The sequence below is a fragment of the Pantoea anthophila genome (assembly GCF_026104315.1).
GTDB lineage: Bacteria > Pseudomonadota > Gammaproteobacteria > Enterobacterales > Enterobacteriaceae > Pantoea > Pantoea anthophila.
The window spans coordinates 85,273-104,744 of sequence record NZ_CP110473.1 but is presented as its reverse complement, the minus strand read 5'-3'; the positions used below and the strand labels follow the sequence as shown (position 1 = coordinate 104,744).

Annotated in this window: 18 protein-coding genes; 6 read left to right on the top strand and 12 right to left on the bottom strand. The window is 54.7% G+C overall.

Annotation, left to right across the window (positions count from 1 at the left end; genetic code table 11):
• Window positions 1–15 precede the first annotated feature (15 nt).
• From fabY to typA, 5 genes are all read right to left on the bottom strand, one after another.
• Window positions 16–963: a fatty acid biosynthesis protein FabY gene (fabY, locus tag OJ965_RS03010; protein WP_009088141.1), complete on the bottom strand. Its 948-nt coding sequence runs from the start codon at window positions 961–963 to the stop codon at window positions 16–18.
• 56 nt (window positions 964–1,019) lie between these two features.
• Entirely contained in the window at window positions 1,020–1,457 is a 438-nt protein-coding gene (gene dtd, locus OJ965_RS03005; RefSeq protein WP_265137749.1) for a D-aminoacyl-tRNA deacylase, read from the bottom strand.
• On the bottom strand, window positions 1,454–2,323 hold the full coding sequence (locus OJ965_RS03000; protein WP_009088146.1) for a virulence factor BrkB family protein: 870 nt from the start codon (window positions 2,321–2,323) through the stop codon (window positions 1,454–1,456). The genes dtd and OJ965_RS03000 overlap by 4 nt, the downstream gene beginning before the upstream one ends.
• Window positions 2,324–2,326: 3 nt before the next feature.
• Complete coding sequence (gene yihX / locus OJ965_RS02995) at window positions 2,327–2,923, bottom strand: glucose-1-phosphatase (RefSeq protein WP_140029965.1); 597 nt, start codon at window positions 2,921–2,923, stop codon at window positions 2,327–2,329.
• A gap of 210 nt (window positions 2,924–3,133) precedes the next feature.
• Window positions 3,134–4,957, bottom strand: coding sequence for a ribosome-dependent GTPase TypA (gene typA / locus OJ965_RS02990; RefSeq protein ID WP_009088150.1), 1,824 nt, complete (start codon window positions 4,955–4,957; stop codon window positions 3,134–3,136).
• A 438-nt stretch (window positions 4,958–5,395) separates the two neighbouring features.
• Between typA and glnA the strand changes: the two genes are divergently transcribed.
• The 3 genes from glnA (at window position 5,396) to glnG (ending at window position 9,410) form a co-directional block, all read left to right on the top strand.
• The gene (gene glnA / locus OJ965_RS02985) at window positions 5,396–6,805 is read left to right on the top strand and encodes a glutamate--ammonia ligase (RefSeq protein WP_009088151.1); all 1,410 of its coding nucleotides are present in this window, start codon (window positions 5,396–5,398) and stop codon (window positions 6,803–6,805) included.
• A 138-nt stretch (window positions 6,806–6,943) separates the two neighbouring features.
• Window positions 6,944–7,993: a nitrogen regulation protein NR(II) gene (glnL, locus tag OJ965_RS02980; RefSeq protein WP_009088153.1), complete on the top strand. Its 1,050-nt coding sequence runs from the start codon at window positions 6,944–6,946 to the stop codon at window positions 7,991–7,993.
• A gap of 7 nt (window positions 7,994–8,000) precedes the next feature.
• Window positions 8,001–9,410, top strand: coding sequence for a nitrogen regulation protein NR(I) (gene glnG, locus OJ965_RS02975; RefSeq protein WP_009088155.1), 1,410 nt, complete (start codon window positions 8,001–8,003; stop codon window positions 9,408–9,410).
• A gap of 40 nt (window positions 9,411–9,450) precedes the next feature.
• Here the strand turns inward: glnG and hemN are convergent, their stop codons facing one another.
• Together hemN and yihI are read right to left on the bottom strand one after the other, a co-directional pair.
• Complete coding sequence (gene hemN, locus OJ965_RS02970) at window positions 9,451–10,824, bottom strand: oxygen-independent coproporphyrinogen III oxidase (protein ID WP_265137748.1); 1,374 nt, start codon at window positions 10,822–10,824, stop codon at window positions 9,451–9,453.
• Between the two features lie 233 nt (window positions 10,825–11,057).
• Entirely contained in the window at window positions 11,058–11,582 is a 525-nt protein-coding gene (gene yihI / locus OJ965_RS02965; protein WP_009088161.1) for a Der GTPase-activating protein YihI, read from the bottom strand.
• Between the two features lie 549 nt (window positions 11,583–12,131).
• On the opposite strand from yihI, the gene yihA reads away from it, so the two are divergent.
• On the top strand, window positions 12,132–12,767 hold the full coding sequence (gene yihA / locus OJ965_RS02960; protein ID WP_009088163.1) for a ribosome biogenesis GTP-binding protein YihA/YsxC: 636 nt from the start codon (window positions 12,132–12,134) through the stop codon (window positions 12,765–12,767).
• A gap of 85 nt (window positions 12,768–12,852) precedes the next feature.
• Here the strand turns inward: yihA and spfP are convergent, their stop codons facing one another.
• The 5 genes from spfP to OJ965_RS02940 form a co-directional block, all read right to left on the bottom strand.
• Window positions 12,853–12,900 carry a small protein SpfP gene (spfP, locus tag OJ965_RS21360; protein WP_071892919.1) on the bottom strand — a complete coding sequence of 16 codons (48 nt, stop codon included), beginning with the start codon at window positions 12,898–12,900 and terminating at the stop codon, window positions 12,853–12,855.
• Between the two features lie 284 nt (window positions 12,901–13,184).
• Window positions 13,185–15,971: a DNA polymerase I gene (gene polA, locus OJ965_RS02955; RefSeq protein ID WP_154929321.1), complete on the bottom strand. Its 2,787-nt coding sequence runs from the start codon at window positions 15,969–15,971 to the stop codon at window positions 13,185–13,187.
• 378 nt (window positions 15,972–16,349) lie between these two features.
• The gene (gene dsbA / locus OJ965_RS02950; protein WP_009088168.1) at window positions 16,350–16,979 is read right to left on the bottom strand and encodes a thiol:disulfide interchange protein DsbA; all 630 of its coding nucleotides are present in this window, start codon (window positions 16,977–16,979) and stop codon (window positions 16,350–16,352) included.
• A 26-nt stretch (window positions 16,980–17,005) separates the two neighbouring features.
• Window positions 17,006–17,992 (bottom strand): serine/threonine protein kinase, encoded by a 987-nt coding sequence (locus tag OJ965_RS02945; protein ID WP_140029970.1) that lies wholly within the window; start codon window positions 17,990–17,992, stop codon window positions 17,006–17,008.
• Between the two features lie 45 nt (window positions 17,993–18,037).
• Window positions 18,038–18,313 (bottom strand): YihD family protein, encoded by a 276-nt coding sequence (locus OJ965_RS02940; protein WP_046100879.1) that lies wholly within the window; start codon window positions 18,311–18,313, stop codon window positions 18,038–18,040.
• A 39-nt stretch (window positions 18,314–18,352) separates the two neighbouring features.
• Here OJ965_RS02940 and mobA point away from each other — a divergent pair, with 39 nt between their 5' ends.
• Together mobA and mobB are read left to right on the top strand one after the other, a co-directional pair.
• On the top strand, window positions 18,353–18,919 hold the full coding sequence (gene mobA, locus OJ965_RS02935) for a molybdenum cofactor guanylyltransferase MobA (RefSeq protein ID WP_058957391.1): 567 nt from the start codon (window positions 18,353–18,355) through the stop codon (window positions 18,917–18,919).
• Between the two features lies 1 nt (window position 18,920).
• Window positions 18,921–19,427: a molybdopterin-guanine dinucleotide biosynthesis protein MobB gene (gene mobB, locus OJ965_RS02930; protein ID WP_265137739.1), complete on the top strand. Its 507-nt coding sequence runs from the start codon at window positions 18,921–18,923 to the stop codon at window positions 19,425–19,427.
• Window positions 19,428–19,472: the final 45 nt, after the last annotated feature.

Sequence of the window (19,472 nt, the reverse complement as noted above, 5' to 3'; positions counted from 1 at the left end):
GTGCGGCCCTGCTGATTAATTGATACGTGCGCCGGAACCGCCCTCTTCCAGCGGTCCGTCGGGATCGGCGGGCAGCACGATATAAACGCCTTCAAACACTGCGCCACACTCATCATCGCCGAACAGCTCCACTTCAAGCTGCACGCGCGCTTTACGGCCACGCGCCAGACGATCGAGATCGCCGCTTAATGAGCCCAGATCGGCAATCGCGCCGGGCCGCCCGCTGATGGGATGGCTATAGCGAATGTGGGCATCTGCCAGAATAATCGTTCCACCGAGATGACGCTCGCGCAGCAGCAACCAGATCAATCCCCAGCCGGTCAGTGTTGCCAGCGAAAAGAGGCTGCCGGCGAACAGGGTATGGTGCGGATTCTGGTTGCCCGCCTCGGGCATGGTGGTAATAAATTTCTGCCCGGTAAACTGCAGAATGCGGACCCCCATCTTCTCGCTGAGCGGGATGTGATCGTACCAGGCCTGTTGCAGCTGCCCGCACCAGTCGGCGCGGTGCAGAATGTCATCCAGCGTAATGACCGGCTTAATCATCAGAAAGTGACGAACCGGCGTGGTCTGCGGCGCGGTTATCTCGCCCTGATTGACGTAGCCAAGTTTCGCGAAGAAAGCCACAGCATCTTCCCGGGCACTGCAGGTCACCCGCTTTGCACCTTCCTGACGCGCCACTGACTCCAGCGTCATCGCCACCAGCGTTCCCAGCCCTTTGCCCTGCACGGAGGGATGAACGGCCATGAAGCGGATCGCGGCCTCGTTGTCGGCATTAATGTAGAGACGACCGATGGCGACCGGATTTCCCTGCTCGTCCACCACCATCTGATGATGCGCTAAGGCATCCCAGGCGTCACGTTCAGACCCCTGCGGCTGACGCAGCGGTTTACGTAACATTTCCCAGCGGAACTGATAGTAGATATCCAGCTCTTCCGCTGTCTGAGGCACACGAAGGTGATACATAAAATGTTTCTCCCGCTCGGAGGTGTGGCCTGTTCCCTGCCGCTCAGCTGACGATCTCACACCTGTAACCAGAACGTCACCGGACCATCGTTCACCAGCGAAACCTGCATATCTGCCGCGAAACGGCCATTCGCCGTAGTAATGCCCTGCTGCCGACAGCAGTCGCTGAAGTAATCATACAGACGCTCAGCCTCAGCCGGCTCGGCGCCACCAGAAAAGGAGGGGCGCATCCCTTTTTGCGTGTCAGCGGCCAGCGTAAACTGTGACACCACCAGCACGCTTCCCCCCGTCTGGCGGAGACTCAGGTTCATTTTGCCCTGCTCATCACTAAAGATGCGATAGCCCAGTACGCGTTCTGCGAGACGTTCCGCACGCGCATTGTCATCGCCCTTCTCCACCCCCAGCAGGACCAGTAGTCCGGCACCAATTTCACCGGTCACATCCTGATCGACGCTGACGCTGGCGCGCGTTACGCGCTGAATCAATGCAATCATCTTTCCTCGCGTTGCTCATCTTTGTGCTGCTGTTTCAGCTGCCGGTAGTCGGCTAACGTCACGGTTATTTCAGCGCCTAGCAACACAATACACCAGGTCCAGTAGACCCAGAGAAACAGAATCGGGATCACGGCCAGAACACCGTAGATCAACTGATAAGAGGGGAACATCGTAACATAGAGCGCAAAGGCCTTTTTGCCCAGCTCAAACAGCGCCCCGGCGACCAGTGCACCAATCAGCGCATCACGCGGCGGCACGCGCTGGGTGGGCACAATACTGTAGAGCAGCCAGAAGGCGAGCCACGAGAGCAGAAGTGGAAAAATACGCAGCATCTGATCAACCAGGCTGGTGACTCCGGTGGCATTAATCCAGCGCAGCGACAGCAGATAGGAGCTGATCGCCAGGCTGGCACCGGCCAGCAGCGGGCCGAGAGTCAGGATCATCCAGTAGACCGCAAAAGAGTAAACCATCGGCCGCTTCTTGTGGCTGCGCCAGATGGTGTTCAGCGCGGTATCGACCGAATGCATCAGCAGCAGGGCGGTCACAATCAGGCCGACGGCCCCGACCGCCGTCATCCGGTTGACGTTAGCCACAAACTGCTCAAGATAACGTTGCAGCGTATTGCCTGCGGCGGGCATCAGGTTGTTGAAGACAAACTGCTTCAGCTGCACGCTGATGTCGGAGAAGACCGGAAACGCCGCAAACAGCGCAAACACCACCGCAATCAGCGGCACCAGCGCCAGCAGTGAGACATAGGCCAGGTTGCCCGCCTGGGTTGTCATGCCATCTTCGTCAATGCGTTTCCACAGCAGCCTGAGCCACAGCCAGAAGGCATGCAGCCCGGGACGAAATGTTCGTGACTTCATGCGTTACTGTCGACCTGCAAACCAGTCGGGAACCGTGCGGCTGTCCGTCACCAGCACGCTTTCGATACCCAGCGCCCGGGCCGCCTCGATATTTTCTGCATTATCATCAAAAAAGACCGCCTGCTCGGCCGTTACCCCTTCCGCATCCAGCACATGCTGATAAATGCGGGCTTCCGGCTTCCGCATGCCCAGCTCCTGTGACAGGTAGAGCTTGTCAGCCGCCTGCTGCACGTCGGGGTACTGCGTTGGCCAGAAGGCGCAGTGCAGCTTATTGGTATTGGAGAGGATCACGACCCGATGCCCCTCCAGCCGCAGCCGGTTCATCAGCGCCAGCGTTTCCGGACGCACGTCAACGAACACCGCCTGCCAGCCCGCGGCAAACTGTTCATAGCTGAGAGCGATCTCCAGCTTTTCGCAGAGGGCCAGCGCAAAATCTTCATCGCTGATCTCACCGCGTTCATGCTGTTCGAACGCCTCATCCATCCGGAAATGGCTTTGCAGTGAGGCCAGCGGCACACGGCTAAGGTCACTCCAGACGCCCAGCACGCGGTTAAAGTCGATATCGATAATCACATTGCCTAAATCAAAGATATACAGCATGGTGCGCCTCCTTCGGTTCCCTGGAGTATTCACTCTAGCGGCAAAAACGCAGGCTGAACAGCCAGCACCGGAGAGAAAAGCGTAAACGGCAGCGGGTGGGCAAAAAGCGTGTCACAGCAGACAATAATTGGCTGGCCCGGCGGGCAGGCGCGGAATCGCAGGCAAAAAAAAGCCCCGCATGGCGGGGCTCTTTATTACGCTAAAGCGTGATTACGCGTCTTTAGGACCACGTGAAGCACGTTTACGGTCGTTTTCGGTCAGATGGCGTTTACGGATACGCACTGACAGCGGAGTCACTTCTACCAGTTCGTCATCATCGATGAACTCGATAGCCTGCTCCAGCGTCATTTTCTGCGGTGGAACCAGGGTGGTGGCTTCATCTGTACCGGAAGCACGCATGTTGGTCAGCTTCTTACCGGTCAGACAGTTCACGGTCAGGTCGTTAGAACGGCTGTGAATACCGATGATCTGGCCTTCATAGACTTCTGCACCGTGACCCAGGAACAGCTTACCGCGATCCTGCAGACCGAACAGGGCGAACGCAACCGCTTTACCCTGACCGTTAGAGATCAGGACGCCGTTCTGACGCTGACCCACTTCGCCCTGACGAATGTCGTCGTAGTGGCTGAAGGTGGAGTAAAGCAGACCGGTACCGGAAGTCATGGTCATGAATTCGTTACGGAAGCCGATCAGACCACGGCTTGGGATCACGTAGTCAAGACGTACGCGGCCTTTACCATCCGGATCCATGTTTTTCAGGTCGCCTTTACGCTCGCCCATGGCTTGCATAACGGAACCCTGATGCGTTTCTTCGATATCCAGCGTGACGTTCTCGAATGGCTCCTGTTTACGGCCTTCGAATTCACGGAAGATAACTTTCGGACGGGATACCGCCAGTTCGAAACCTTCACGACGCATGTTTTCGATCAGAACAGATAGATGCAGCTCACCACGACCTGAAACGCGGAATGCGTCCGAGTCTTCGGTTTCTTCAACGCGCAGTGCCACGTTGTGAACCAGCTCTTTGTTCAGACGCTCCAGGATCTGGCGCGACGTCACGTACTTACCTTCTTTACCGCAGAACGGTGAGGTGTTGACGTTGAAGAACATGGTTACGGTAGGTTCATCGACGCTCAGGGCTGGCAGCGCTTCCACATTCTGCGTGTCACAGATGGTGTCAGAGATGTTCAGCTCACCCAGACCGGTGATAGCAATGATATCGCCCGCTTCAGCCAGATCGCTGTCGATACGCTCAAGACCCAGGTGAGTCAGGACTTTGCCGACTTTACCGTTACGGGTTTTGCCTTCGCTATCGATGATAGTGACCTGCTGGTTAGGCTTCACTTTACCGCGCTTGATGCGGCCGATGCCGATCACGCCCAGGTAGTTGTTGTAGTCCAGCTGCGAGATTTGCATCTGCAGTGGCGCTTCAACTTCAACCTGCGGAGGTGAAACGTGGTCAACGATGGCCTGGTACAGCGGGGTCATATCGTCAGCCATGTCGGTGTGGTCAAGACCTGCAATACCATTCAGCGCAGAGGCGAAAATGATAGGGAAGTCGAGCTGCTCATCAGTCGCATCCAGGTTAACGAACAGGTCAAACACCTGATCCACAACCCAATCCGGACGTGCGCCCGGGCGGTCTACCTTGTTGATAACCACAATCGGCTTCAGACCATGCGCGAACGCTTTTTTGGTCACGAAGCGGGTTTGCGGCATAGGGCCATCCATCGCATCTACAACCAGCAGCACCGAGTCCACCATGGACATGACGCGCTCAACTTCACCACCGAAGTCGGCGTGTCCTGGGGTATCAACGATGTTGATACGGTAGTCATTCCACTTAATGGCGGTGTTTTTTGCGAGGATGGTAATCCCACGCTCTTTCTCCAAATCATTGGAGTCCATCACGCGCTCGGTTGCTTCGGTACGGGCATCAAAAGTACCGGATTGTTGCAGCAGTTTGTCAACCAGGGTGGTCTTTCCATGGTCAACGTGCGCGATGATGGCGATGTTACGCAAATTTTCGATCACAGCTTTGCCTCAGGCATTAGAAATAGCGCGCTATTGTACACGGATTAAGCGGAAGACTGAACACGATCACACTTTTCACTGAAAGATTATTGCATTGACGCAAATTCGCACTGTTCCCGGTGCAGAAAATGCACTAAGTTGGTCCTATGCACCAAATTGGTGCCTGTAAATTCACTTTCAGCACTGTTATGGTGCACTAAAACCATCGTGGTGCAGCCGCATTACGACAAAAAGGTGCATCATAAGGCGATTTAAGCAACATCAAAAAAGTTGGCACAGAATTCGCTTTATCTGTAACAAGCGTAAACGCCAGTCAGATGTCGGTTGAAGAGCGTGCCGGAAAAGAGTGGTCAGGAATTCCCTTTCCCGCCACGCCCTCCGGAAACGACGTTTCCTCGCCATGTAGATAATGAAAGACCATTTCCAGGAGAGTTGAGTATGTCCGCTGAACACGTTCTCTCGATGATGAACGAGCATGAAGTTAAGTTTGTTGACCTGCGTTTTACCGATACCAAAGGTAAAGAACAGCACGTTACGATCCCTGCTCACCAGGTTAACGCTGACTTCTTCGAAGAAGGCAAAATGTTCGATGGTTCGTCTATCGGCGGCTGGAAAGGCATCAACGAATCAGACATGGTGCTGATGCCTGACGCTACCACGGCGGTCATGGATCCTTTCTTCGAAGATTCTACGCTGATCATCCGTTGTGACATTCTCGAGCCAGGCACCATGCAGGGCTACGACCGCGATCCACGTTCTATCGCCAAACGCGCTGAAGATTTCCTGCGCTCTTCCGGTATCGCCGATACCGTCCTGTTTGGACCAGAACCTGAATTCTTCCTGTTCGATGACATCCGTTTCGGTTCATCGACTTCCGGCTCACACGTTGCTATCGACGATATCGAAGCGGCATGGAACACCGGTAAAGAGTACGAAGGCGGTAACAAAGGTCACCGTCCAGGTCTGAAAGGCGGCTACTTCCCGGTTCCACCGGTTGACTCATCACAGGACATCCGTTCTGCCATGTGTCTGACCATGGAGCAGATGGGTCTGGTGGTTGAAGCGCATCACCACGAAGTGGCGACCGCAGGTCAGAACGAAGTGGCGACCCGCTTCAATACCATGACCAAAAAAGCTGACGAAATTCAGATCTACAAATATGTCGTTCACAACGTCGCGCATGCTTACGGTAAGACCGCGACCTTTATGCCGAAGCCAATGTTTGGCGACAACGGTTCAGGCATGCACTGCCACATGTCACTCTCTAAAGGTGGCCAGAACCTGTTCGCGGGCGATAAGTACGGCGGCCTGTCTGAAATGGCGCTGTTCTACATCGGCGGTATCATCAAGCACGCTAAAGCGATCAACGCCCTGGCGAACCCGACCACCAACTCCTACAAGCGTCTGGTTCCGGGTTACGAAGCACCGGTTATGCTGGCTTACTCTGCCCGTAACCGTTCTGCGTCTATCCGTATCCCGGTAGTGGCCAGCCCGAAAGCGCGTCGTATTGAAGCGCGCTTCCCGGATCCAGCGGCTAACCCATACCTGGCGTTCACCGCACTGCTGATGGCTGGCCTTGATGGCATCATCAACAAAATCCACCCTGGCGATGCGATGGATAAAAACCTGTACGACCTGCCACCTGAAGAAGAAGCTGAGATTCCAAAAGTTGCAGGCTCGCTGGAAGAAGCGCTGAATGCACTGAACGAAGATCGCGAGTTCCTGACCCGCGGTGGTGTCTTCACTGATGAATCTATCGATGCTTACATCGAACTGCGTAAAACTGAGATGGACCGCGTTCGCATGACGCCACACCCGGTTGAGTTCGAGCTGTACTACAGCGTTTAACTGATCAGACGTTTTTGTTGCCGTGGAAACTTTTAGCCCATCTTCGGATGGGCTTTTTTCTCCGCGAATTCACCGTTCATTCTCCCGCTTTTCGGCTTAAACACCAGAACGCACCTATTTAGTGCAGAGGAACGTTGTATGGCAACTGGCTCTCTGCCCGACGCCGGGCAGATTCTCAACGCTTTAATCAACAGTATTTTGTTGGTGGATAACGACCTGGTTATTCATTACGCCAACCCGGCGGCGCAGCAATTACTGGCGCAGAGCTCACGCAAGTTGTTCGGCACGCCGTTACCGGATTTAACCGGCTACTTTTCGCTGAATATTGAGGTGATGCGCGAGAGTCTTGAGGCTGGCCAGGGATTCACTGACAGTGAGGTCACGCTGGTAGTCGATGGTCGCGCACATATTATGTCGCTGACCGCACAGCGTTTACCCGATGGCTTGATTCTGATGGAAATGGCGCCGATGGATAACCAGCGTCGCCTCAGTCAGGAGCAGTTACAGCACGCCCAGCAGGTGGCAGCACGCGATCTGGTTCGCGGCCTGGCCCATGAGATAAAAAATCCGCTGGGAGGATTGCGCGGCGCGGCACAGCTTTTATCACGCGCCCTGCCCGATCCCTCGCTGAATGAATATACCAGGGTCATTATTGAACAGGCCGACCGGTTGCGGAATCTGGTGGATCGTCTATTAGGGCCACAGCAGCCGGGGATGCACATTACCCAGAGCATTCACCAGGTGGCTGAGCGGGTGGTCAATCTGGTGTCGATGGAGCTGCCGGAGAATGTCTCCCTGGTGCGGGATTACGATCCCAGCCTGCCGGAACTGCCGCACGACCCTGACCAGATTGAACAGGTGCTGCTTAACGTCGTACGCAATGCGCTTCAGGCGCTGGGCGACGACGGCGGGACGATTGTTATTCGCACCCGTACGGCTTTTCAGCTGACGCTGCATGGCACCCGTTATCGCCTGGTAGCACGAATAGATATTGAAGATGATGGCCCCGGTATTCCGGCCCAGCTGCAGGATACGCTCTTCTATCCGATGGTCAGTGGACGTGAAGGCGGAACCGGTTTAGGTCTCTCCATCGCCCGTAGCCTGATTGATCAGCATTCAGGAAAAATAGAATTTAACAGTTGGCCGGGTCACACCGAATTCTCGGTCTACCTGCCTATTCGCCAGTGAGGTTTCTATGCAACGAGGGATAGTCTGGATCGTCGATGACGATAGCTCCATCCGCTGGGTGCTTGAACGCGCGCTCACTGGAGCCGGTTTGAGCTGTGCGACGTTTGACAGCGCAGGTGAGGTGCTGGATGCCCTCTCAACCAAAACCCCGGACGTTTTACTGTCAGATATTCGCATGCCCGGTATGGATGGCCTGGCGCTGCTGAAACAGATTAAACAACGTCATCCGATGCTGCCGGTCATCATTATGACGGCACATTCCGATCTCGATGCCGCAGTCAGCGCCTATCAGCAGGGGGCGTTTGATTACCTGCCTAAGCCGTTCGATATTGATGAGGCGGTTGCGCTGGTAGAGCGTGCCATCAGTCACTATCAGGAGCAGCAGCAGCCGCGTAATCAGCCGGTCAGCGGACCGACCACCGATATTATCGGGGAAGCGCCCGCGATGCAGGATGTGTTCCGCATCATCGGGCGGTTGTCGCGCTCCTCAATCAGCGTCCTGATCAATGGTGAGTCGGGCACCGGTAAAGAGCTGGTCGCCCATGCGCTGCACCGGCACAGCCCGCGCACCAAAGCACCGTTTATCGCGCTGAATATGGCGGCGATCCCCAAAGATTTGATTGAGTCAGAACTGTTCGGTCATGAGAAAGGCGCCTTTACCGGTGCGAACCAGATCCGCCAGGGCCGTTTTGAGCAGGCCGATGGGGGCACGCTGTTTCTGGATGAGATTGGCGACATGCCGCTGGATGTGCAGACCCGACTGCTGCGCGTGCTGGCCGATGGTCAGTTCTATCGCGTCGGCGGCTATGCGCCGGTCAAAGTGGACGTGCGGATCATTGCGGCTACCCACCAGAACCTGGAATTACGCGTGCAGGAAGGCAAGTTCCGTGAGGATCTGTTCCACCGCCTGAATGTAATTCGTGTGCATCTGCCGCCGCTGCGTGAGCGTCGTGAAGATATCCCGCGTCTGGCGCGTTATTTCCTGCAGGTGGCGGCCCGTGAGCTGGGGGTAGAAGCGAAGATTCTGCATCCGGAAACCGAAACGGCGCTGACCCGTCTGCACTGGTCAGGTAACGTGCGTCAGCTGGAAAACACCTGTCGCTGGCTGACGGTGATGGCGGCCGGTCAGGAAGTGCTGATTCAGGATCTGCCCGGCGAGCTGTTTGAGTCCAGCACACCGGAAAACCCGGTGCAGTCACTGCCTGACAGCTGGGCTACACTGCTGGCTCAATGGGCCGACCGCGCCCTGCGTTCCGGTCATCAGAATCTGCTGTCAGAAGCCCAGCCCGAGATGGAGCGGACGCTGCTGACTACGGCGCTGCGCCATACCCAGGGCCACAAGCAGGAAGCCGCACGTCTGCTGGGATGGGGACGCAACACCCTGACGCGCAAGCTGAAAGAGCTGGGGATGGAATAGAGGTTCAGTTCGGGCTGGCGAGGTCTGCCAGCCCGTTTCTCTAGATCACGCGCGAAAACTGCTGCTGACGAACTTTCTGCCGCAGATAGCGATCAAAGCACATGCAGATATTGCGGACCAGCAACCGGCCAATCCCCGTCACTTCCAGCCCCGTCGTCGTCTGCTCCACCAGCCCGTCGGCAATTAAGGGTTTCAGCAGCGCCAGATCTTCAGCAAAGTAGTCATGAAAGCAAATTCCCCACTGCGCCTCTGTTGCGGCAAAATCGAGCGAAAAGTGGCAAATCAGTGTTTTAATCACATCCCGCCGCAGACAGTCATCGCGGGTTAAGGCGACGCCGCGCCACAGGCCATTCCCCTGCTGTTCCACACTGCTGTACCAGCTGTTAAGGTCTTTCTGGTTCTGCGCATAGCTGTCACCCACCATGCTGATGGCAGAGACACCCAGCCCCAGCAAGTCGCTGTCACCCTGCGTCGTGTAACCCTGAAAATTGCGATGCAGCTTCCCGTCGCGCTGCGCGACAGCCAGCTCATCCTGCGGCTTCGCAAAGTGATCCATGCCGATATAGTGATAGCCCTGCTGCGTCAGGGTCGCGATGGTCTGCTGCAAAATATCCAGTTTCTGCCGGGCCGAGGGGAGTTCATCCTCTTTGATTTTGCGCTGTGCCGCAAACAGCGCCGGCAGATGCGCATAGTTGAAGACGCTGAGACGGTCCGGATTCAGCGCCACGACCCGCTCCAGCGTCCATGCGAAGCTGTCGGGCGTCTGCAGAGGTAAACCGTAGATCAAATCGATGCTGGTTGAGCGGAAGCCCTGTTCACGAGCGCGGGCCATCAGACTGAAGATCACCTCCTCATCCTGCACCCGGTTAACCCGCGCCTGCACCGCTTTGTTGAAGTCCTGCACGCCCATACTGAGACGATTAAAGCCCAGCGATCGGAGATGATCGATCATATCCAGCGCCATTTCCCGCGGATCGACCTCGATCGACATTTCGGCATCATCGGTCACATTGAAGTGTTGCTTCAGCAGGCCCACCAGCCGCGAAACCTGCTGCCTGTCGAGAAAGGTCGGTGTGCCGCCGCCCCAGTGAAGCTGTGTCACCCGGCGCTGGCGGAACAGCGGCGCGCGCTGAATAATCTCCTGCTCCAGCACATCCAGATAGCGGTCCGCTTTGTGGCGCTGACGCGTCACCTGCTTATTACAGCCGCAGAAGTAGCAGAGACGGTGGCAGAAAGGGATATGAACGTAAAGCGACAGCGGACGCCCGGGATAGCGTGCCACAGCATGCTGAAAATCGGTTTCCGTATAATCTTCGCTGAACTCCAGCGCAGTGGGATAGGAGGTGTAACGTGGCCCGGCGTAATTGTACTTTTCAATTAACGCCTGATCCCAGGCAATCTGCAGCGATGGCATGCTCACTCCTTCCGGTGACGTCGTCTGAGAGAAGGTCGCGAAGAAGAAGGGATGAAAGGTGAGCGGGATGAGACCCGACGTAAACGTTGCTTCAGACGCGACAGGCGTCGTAGTTTAAACAATAACCACAGCAGATAACATGTCGCCAGCAGCGCGAAAATTGATCCAGGCCAAAACATTGTCGTTTACCTGAGAAGCACGGCATGCGGAACTCGCATGCCGATCAAATTTGCTTAGTTGCCCTTCAGCAGACGGTACATATCCTCTTCTGCCTGTTCATCTTCGCCATCGTCCATCACGATGCCTAACTGCTCCATCAGTTCGTCGATGCGATCCAGCGAGGCATCCAGCCAGCCCTGATCTTCTGCCGACAGCGTTTCGCCATTTTCCAGGCGATCCAGCAGCGCATCCAGACGCTCATCGTTTTCCAGCTTCGCCAGCTCTTCTTCCGGCGTCAGGCGCACTTTCTTCGGGGCTGCCGGTTTATCTGCACTTTTCTGTGGCCTGACGGCGGTGGTTTTGCCATCGGCGATCAGGGCCACCGGCTTCTTACTCCCGATGCGAGGATCTTTTGCCGGGGCTGACTGGCGTGCGCCATTGCTGTCCGACGCCGCCGGATTAGCACGGCTGCCAGATGCATGTCCGCGATGCTTTTTATCGCGTTTACGATCGCGCGCTTCGAGGTTAATTTCGTCACGCGATTTGCGTTTGGCTTTGACGGCAGGTTTGCCGTGGGCAGCTCGTGCAGGTTGCTTCATAGTATTCGGTCCTGGCTTTTTTATTCAGTATAGAATTGCGGCGAAATCTAGCAGAAACCCGACAAAGAAAAAAGGCGACAGCTCAAGCTGTCGCCTTATTTCATACCTTCACAAGAAGGAATCATGTTTTAAATCCTTTTCGGCTCGTAACATCCCGGTCAATCCCGCGCCTGCTCAACTCCTGAGCTATTCCCTGTCCCTGTCTGGCCATGTCCCTGACCTGTTCCATTCCATCGCTCATTGCCATCCTGACATCCCTGAGCGCATCATCCTGATGTGTGCTGCCATTCACTGCACAATAATGTAGACCAACTGGTAAAAGCCTCAAGTCAGCGCCACCGATAGTTGGCTTAAAAAAAGAGCAAAACTTATTAAATCATTGAAATTATGATGATTTTATTTTCAGAAATCCGCGTAAAAATCGACATAACCCGCAGCGCGAATGGTCAATCTCTTACATGGACTGTTATCACGACGCGATTGAGCACTTTCGCGCCATAACGCGTATAATCGCCGCCATTGCCCTAATGCGTTTTCTGGAGTGTTACCTTGTCTGAATTGAATTATCACGTTACCCACTTTGTCATGAGCGCGCCGGATATCCGTCATCTGCCTGCCGATACCGGAATTGAGGTGGCTTTTGCTGGCCGCTCGAACGCGGGAAAATCGAGTGCGCTGAACACGTTAACCAATCAGAAAGGCCTGGCGCGCACCAGTAAAACACCGGGACGTACCCAGCTGATCAACCTGTTTGAAGTCAAAGAAGGGAAGCGTCTGGTCGACCTGCCAGGCTACGGTTATGCCGAAGTGCCGGAAGAGATGAAGCTGAAGTGGCAGCGTGCGTTAGGCGAGTACCTGCAAAAGCGTCAGGCGCTGAAGGGGCTGGTCGTATTGATGGACATTCGTCATCCGCTGAAAGATCTCGACCGCCAGATGATTCAGTGGTCGGTGGAAAGCGCAATTCCGGTTCTGCTGCTGCTCACCAAAGCCGATAAACTCGCTTCCGGTGCCCGTAAAGCCCAGCTCAACGTCGTGCGTGAGGCGGCGCTTAGCTTCGGCGGCGATATCCAGGTAGAGCTCTTCTCATCGCTGAAGAAAATCGGCGTGGATAAGGTTCGTCAGAAACTGGACAGCTGGTATGCAATGCCTGATGAGGCGACTGAGGATCAGCACGGGGACGCGTGAGCAGCATCGCTGATCCGCTGACACTGCAGTAACAAAAATCCCAATAAAAAACGCCCCAGTCACAGAATGACTGGGGCGGCTAAATTCAGCCAAATCCGATTACGTGAAGTAAAAGGTCTGAAAGATAGAACATCTTACCTCTGTACCCTACGCGACGAACTTTACCTGATTTTTTGTGCCTCACAAAGGCTTTTTTGTTGCTTACTTACATCAAAACAGGACTTTTTTACCATACCCGTCACAAAAATAGCGTTGTGATGTAGTTTAATGACGAAAAAAATGTTTAGCCGATAAGCAGTTAGAAACGCGCTTTCGCTCCCGGTGTCGCCCGGTTACAGCTGACCACTCAACTAAACGAATTACTTATGCCTGAATCAGGGCCAGTTTTGTGCGACATAACCGGCCCGGAGGCGGTAATCAGTGTGCTTCGTCCCAGTTGTCACCGACGCCGACTTCAACCAGTAACGGTACGTCGAGCTTCACACTGCCTTCCATTAACGCACGGATTTTCTGGCTGGCCGCTTCCACCGCCTCCGATTTCACTTCGAACACCAGTTCATCGTGAACCTGCATGATCATTCTTACTGCGCTGTCATTCTGCTGCTGAAGCCACTCATCCACGGCAATCATCGCGCGTTTGATGATGTCTGCTGCCGTTCCCTGCATTGGCGCATTGATGGCGGCACGCTCTGCAGCTTTGCGGCGAATCGCATTGCTGGATTTGATATCCGGCAGCCAGAGCCGGCGCCCTTCCAGCGTTTCGACATAGCCTTTATTCGCCGCCAGCTGCCGTGTGTTCTCCATATAGCGCAGTACGCCCGGATAGCGTTCAAAGTAGAGGTCCATATACTTTTTCGCTTCACCTGCACCGATGTTGAGCTGACGTGACAGGCCAAAGGCACTCATGCCATAAATCAGACCAAAGTTAATCGCTTTGGCGCTGCGACGCTGTTCTCCACTCACCTTATCCAGCGCGACACCAAACACTTCCGATGCCGTGGCACGGTGAATATCCTCACCCTGGGCAAAGGCATCCAGTAAGCCTTTATCCTGAGAGAGATGCGCCATGATACGCAGTTCAATCTGGGAGTAGTCGGCTGCGACGATGCGATAACCTTTATCGGCAATAAAGGCCTGACGGATTCGGCGCCCCTCGTCATTACGCACCGGGATGTTCTGCAGGTTAGGATCGGCAGAGGACAAGCGTCCGGTGGCGGTAACGGCCTGATGATAGGAGGTATGCACCCGTCCGGTCAGCGGATTGATCATCTGCGGCAGCTTATCCGTATAGGTCGATTTCAGTTTCGACAGGCCGCGATGCTCCAGGATCACTTTAGGCAGCGGATAATCGAGCGCCAGTTCGGCTAACACCTCTTCGCTGGTTGACGGTGCCCCACCCGGTGTTTTCTTCGTGGGTTTGATGCCCTGTTTTTCAAACAGAATCACCTGAAGTTGTTTTGTGGAGGAGAGGTTGAAGGGCTCGCCTGCCAGCTCATGCGCTTTCGACTCCAGCTCAGCCAGTCGGGCAGTCAGCTCTTTCGAGTGTTGCGCCAGAATAGCCTGGTCGATCAATACGCCATTGCGCTCTATCCGGGAGATGACCGTCAGCAATGGCATCTCAATCTGCTCAAAGACGTTTCTCGGGCCCGTTTCTTTTTCCAGCTCAGGCCACATCTTCAGATGCAGCTGCAGCGTGACATCGGCATCTTCGGCAGCATAGTGGGCTGCCTGCTCTAACGCGATTTGATTGAACGTCAGCTGATTTTTACCTTTACCGGCAATCTCCTGGAAAGTGACCGTTTTATGTTTAAGCCAGCGAGCAGCCAGGCTATCCATATCGTGTTTGCCCACCACGCTATTGAGGATGTATGACTCCAGCATGGTGTCAAACCGGATACCGGCCAGTTCAATGTCGTAGTTCCTGAGGACGCCGCGATCGTATTTCAGGTTCTGGCCCACTTTCCAGGCACTGGCATCTTCCAGCAGGGGCTTAAGCTGCGCCAGAACGGCGGCGCGATCCAGCTGCTCAGGCGCATCAAGATAGTCATGGGCAACCGGCAGATAAGCCGCTTCACCGGGTGCCACCGCGAAGCTGATGCCGACAATATTTGCACTCAGGGTATCAAGCGCATCGGTCTCCAGATCAAAGGCAAAGACGTCGCTGTTTTTCAGCTTCTCCAGCCAGCTATCAAAGAGAGCCTGATCCAGAATGGTCACGTAATTATCGGTTGGCAATACGCTGCTGGTTTCCACCACGGGTGCCGGCTCATCGGACAGGGCTTTTTGCGCCTGCGTATTGCTCTTTTTCCCCTGCAGCCATTTACCGTCCTGCAGATCGCTCAGCCAGCGTTTGAACTCATAACGGCTGAACAGAGACTGCAGTGCCTCAATATCGGGATCGGTCACCGTCAGCTCTTCACAGGGCTGTGCCAGCTCAACGTCGGTTTTGATGGTCGCCAGCTGATACGAGAGGAAGGCCACCTCACGATTCTGCTCAAGTTTGGTCGCCATCGTTTTGGCACCGCGAAACGAGAGATCGGCCACTTTATCCAGGTTGTCATAGATCGTCTGCATGCTGCCCAGCCCCTGCAGCAGCGCCTGTGCGGTTTTCTCACCCACGCCCGGTACGCCGGGAATGTTATCTGAGCTGTCGCCCATCATGGCAAGGAAGTCGATAATCAGCGCGGGAGGGACACCATATTTCTGCTCGACCTCTTCCGGCCCGAGAATGGTATTGGTCATGGTGTTAATCAGCGTAATCCCTGGCGAAACCAGCTGCGCCATATCTTTATCGCCCGTGCTGATCAGCACTGAACGGCCCTTCTTTTCAGCCTCCAGCGCCAGCGTACCGATCACATCGTCCGCTTCCACACCGCTCACCGCCAGCAACGGCAGCCCCATCGCCCGTACCATCTCGTGCAGCGGCTCAATCTGCGCGCGCAGATCGTCCGGCATTGGGGGGCGGTGAGATTTGTAATGCTCGAACAGTTCGTCTCTGAAGGTTTTGCCTTTGGCATCGAACACCACAGCAACGTGACTCGGATTATACTGTGCCAGCAGGCTTTTCAGCATGTTGAGCACGCCGTACATGGCGCCAGTCGGTTCACCTGCACTGTTGGTCAGCGGCGGAAACGCGTGATACGCGCGATAAAGATAGGATGAGCCATCAACCAGAATCAGGGGATTTTCTGCAATTTGCGCCATAAGTCTGTGTAGTCTTCGTTGCTGTGAGTTGGACTATAAGGATGCCACAACCTGGCAGAAATGGTGAACTAAGGCGTGCCGCGTGGACGTTTTTTCACATTTCCGGAGGCAGGATCGCAACGATCGGGTTGTGGATAACTTTGTGCGTAAAAATGATAACGCGCGATCCCTCAGGCGATCAGGCAATTTATGAGCAAATAAAATGCTTATTTTTCATATGCTTTATCAATTACCGTGACGTGATCGCCATTTTCAATAGCGTGATCCCTTGTGTGGATATTAAATTTATGCCCTGGAGATGGACAAAACCGTCGCGCAATTAAGAAGCATAAAAAAAACGCCAGCAGGCGCTGGCGTTTCACGGGTGCAGAAGGCTGATTACTTCTGGCTTACCAGGAATTTAACGACGTTGGCATAGTCTGCAACGAAATTATCCATAGAGCTGGTATCCAGCCCGCCATTGTTCACCATGTATTTGCCATTAACGAACATCGCAGGCACACCACGCAGATCGACATCAGCCGCCGCTTTCTGCTGCTGGGCAACTAAGGCTTTAACTGCGAAGCTGTTCCAGGCCGCATCGTAATCAGAAGAGGAGATCCCGGCCGCCTGAATAAAGGCCTCTTTCAGACTGGCAGGATCGGTAATGGTCTGCGTTTTCTGAATGCCATCGAAGATCGGTGCCGTAACCTTGTCTTCCACACCCAGCGCCATTGCTACCGCCCAGGCCTGAGTCACGACCGGTCCGAGATCACCGCCGAGGAAATCGACGTGATATTTCACCAGTTTGGTGTCAGCAGGCAGGTTCTTTTTAACCGCGTCATTAACGTGATAAATGCGTTCAAACTGATAGCAGTGCGGGCAGAAAAACGAGAAGAACTCCATCACCTGAGGTTCGCCGGCCACGGGTTTCTGCAGACTGACATATTGTTTACCTTCAGTGAACTGGGCAGCAGACGCGCTGAATGCCAGCACTAAACCCATCAGTGCAAACCAAATCTTTTTCATCGTGAAACACTCTCCTGACTACGTCATTAATATTGCGGTGTCAGCTGCAGAGGAGGTTCCTGCAACAGCTTCTCCTGCTCGGTGAATAGCGAAATTTGCCTGCGCCAGAAATCTTCATCTGTCATCCAGGGAAACGCACGCGGAAAAGCGGGATCCTGCCAGCGTCTGACGACCCAGGCCAGATAATAAACCATGCGCATCGCGCGTAAAGGTTCAATCAGTGACAATTCATTAATATCAAAATCGCTGAATTCACCGTAAGCCTCCAGCAGGATATCCCACTGAATACGCTGTTCCTGTCGATCGCCGCTGATCAGCATCCAGAGATCCTGCACCGCCGGACCATTACGGGCGTCATCCAGATCGACAAACAGCGGCCCATCGCGCCACAGAATATTTCCCGGATGGCAGTCACCATGTAATCGTAGCGGCTGCCATCCGGTATGCCAGTGCTGCTGCAGCGCCTCTCCCAGCTTATCAACCGCCTGTAGCAGCATGGCTTTCAGTGAATCAGGAACCAGCTGAGCCTGCTCCAGCACCTGACGCGGTTCGTGCAGATACTCATCCAGTCCCATGACTGGCCGGTGACTGAACAGCGCTTTGCGACCGGTCTGATGAAGACGCCCCAGAAAACGACCTACCCACTCCATCTGATCTTCGTTGTCGGTCTCATATTGCCGCCCGCCCAGACTGGGAAAGAGCGCAAAGAAAAAGCCCGCGTGGCGGTGCAACGTCTCGCCCTGAAGCCGCAGCGGTGCCGCAACAGGGACCTCGTCAGCCAGCAGATCGAGAGCATACTGATGCTCTTCCGCAATCTGTTCGGCACGCCAGCGCTGTGGACGATAGAATTTGGCGACATAGCGACGTTTTTCATCATCGCTGAACTGATAGACCCTGTTCTCATAACTGTTCAGGGCTGTCAGTCCCGATTCGACGCGGATTCCTGTACCCCAGAGCGCATCAAGCAGCACGTCGGGGTTCAGTGTCTGGAAGTTGAAAGCAGCGTCGCTCATTCTGTTACCTGTGGTTGCCCTTGCATGTAGCTGCCAAGGATAACACTACTCGTCCGGTTTAATGACACCCCGCGCGCGGAGGAGTGCCGTTTTAAAATCGACTTCATAATCTTTTTTCAGCCCCGGAATGGCATCATCGCTGGCTGAGTCACGCATTTTGAGATGGTAAATTAATATATCGTCCGTTAATTCACTTAACGGGCCACGGAAACCAGATTCCTGAGCCAGTTTCTGCAAAAATGTGACCAGATTAAGGTCAGGCTCTTTTTGCCAGGCGGGTTGCAGCAATTCCAGCAATTCATTCAGGCGATGGCATTTCATTTCGTTTTCTCCAGGTACGTAATCAGCGAGGGCACTGTCATGACAGCATTAACCGGCATCATTCTGGCGGGTGGTCAGGGCCGCCGTATGGGTGGTCTGGATAAAGGGCTGGTGCAGCTGGACGGCAGACCGCTTTACCAGCATGTTCTTGAGCGGCTCAGGCCACAAGTCGACATTGTCATGATTAATGCGAATCGTAATATTGATCGCTATCAGCTAAGCGGGTGTCGCGTTATAGAGGATGTTTTTGACGATTACCCGGGTCCGCTGGCTGGCATCTACAGTGCCTTGATCGCCATAGAAGGGGAATGGGCGGTTTTTTGCTCCTGCGATACCCCCGCGATTCCTCTTAACTTTGTGGAAAAACTGATCCATCAACGCAGAGAAGCACCCGCAGTATGGGTTCGCTCGCAGACGCGCGATCATCCTACACTCGCCCTGATTCACCGTGACATGGCAAAAGCCCTTTTTGACTATCTGCAGGCCGGAGAGCGGCGCCTCATGCAGTTCCTGCGCGATCATGGTGGTCATGCGGTCGCGCTGGATGATGATGAATCCGCCTTCCGCAACATCAATACGCCAGACGATCTGAAAGAGAGAACCTGATATGTCACTACCCTTACTTGCCATTGTGGGCTGGAGTGGAACCGGTAAAACCACGCTGTTGCAGCAGGTGATTCCGCTCCTCAGTGGCAAAGGCATTCGCGCGGGGTTGATCAAGCATACCCATCATCAGATGGATGTGGATACCCCAGGTAAAGATAGCTATCTGCTCAGAAAGGCGGGGGCCAGTCAGGTCATGGTCGCCAGTTCAGAACGCTGGGCGTTGATGTGTGAAACGCCGGATCAGCCGTCGATTGATCTGCCTTATCTGGTCAGCCGCATGGATCACGCTTTACTTGAGGTGGTGCTGGTCGAAGGCTTCAAAGATGAACCTGTTCCAAAGATTGTTTTATGGCGCGAGGGGGTTAAGGGTGGGATCGAAGAGCTGCTCGATGCGCGGACAATAGCGGTTGCCACTGACCAGAAATTAGCGCTGAACGTACCGGTTCTGGATATAAATTGTCCGGGCAGCGTTGCAGATTTCATTGCTGAGTGGCTGAAAAGCCGCTGAGGATGGTATTACACTGCGATTTTTCACGATCGGCAGACGTAAAAA

Excerpts from the sequence above, each read along its gene's own strand:
- fabY (WP_009088141.1), bottom strand. The coding sequence starts at position 963 with ATGTATCACCTTCGTGTGCCTCAGACAGCGGAAGAGCTGGATATCTAC.
- dtd (WP_265137749.1), bottom strand. The coding sequence starts at position 1,457 with ATGATTGCATTGATTCAGCGCGTAACGCGCGCCAGCGTCAGCGTCGAT.
- OJ965_RS03000 (WP_009088146.1), bottom strand. The coding sequence starts at position 2,323 with ATGAAGTCACGAACATTTCGTCCCGGGCTGCATGCCTTCTGGCTGTGG.
- yihX (WP_140029965.1), bottom strand. The coding sequence starts at position 2,923 with ATGCTGTATATCTTTGATTTAGGCAATGTGATTATCGATATCGACTTT.
- glnA (WP_009088151.1), top strand. The coding sequence starts at position 5,396 with ATGTCCGCTGAACACGTTCTCTCGATGATGAACGAGCATGAAGTTAAG.
- glnL (WP_009088153.1), top strand. The coding sequence starts at position 6,944 with ATGGCAACTGGCTCTCTGCCCGACGCCGGGCAGATTCTCAACGCTTTA.
- glnG (WP_009088155.1), top strand. The coding sequence starts at position 8,001 with ATGCAACGAGGGATAGTCTGGATCGTCGATGACGATAGCTCCATCCGC.
- hemN (WP_265137748.1), bottom strand. The coding sequence starts at position 10,824 with ATGCCATCGCTGCAGATTGCCTGGGATCAGGCGTTAATTGAAAAGTAC.
- yihI (WP_009088161.1), bottom strand. The coding sequence starts at position 11,582 with ATGAAGCAACCTGCACGAGCTGCCCACGGCAAACCTGCCGTCAAAGCC.
- polA (WP_154929321.1), bottom strand. The coding sequence starts at position 15,971 with ATGGCGCAAATTGCAGAAAATCCCCTGATTCTGGTTGATGGCTCATCC.
- dsbA (WP_009088168.1), bottom strand. The coding sequence starts at position 16,979 with ATGAAAAAGATTTGGTTTGCACTGATGGGTTTAGTGCTGGCATTCAGC.
- OJ965_RS02945 (WP_140029970.1), bottom strand. The coding sequence starts at position 17,992 with ATGAGCGACGCTGCTTTCAACTTCCAGACACTGAACCCCGACGTGCTG.
- OJ965_RS02940 (WP_046100879.1), bottom strand. The coding sequence starts at position 18,313 with ATGAAATGCCATCGCCTGAATGAATTGCTGGAATTGCTGCAACCCGCC.
- mobA (WP_058957391.1), top strand. The coding sequence starts at position 18,353 with ATGACAGCATTAACCGGCATCATTCTGGCGGGTGGTCAGGGCCGCCGT.
- mobB (WP_265137739.1), top strand. The coding sequence starts at position 18,921 with ATGTCACTACCCTTACTTGCCATTGTGGGCTGGAGTGGAACCGGTAAA.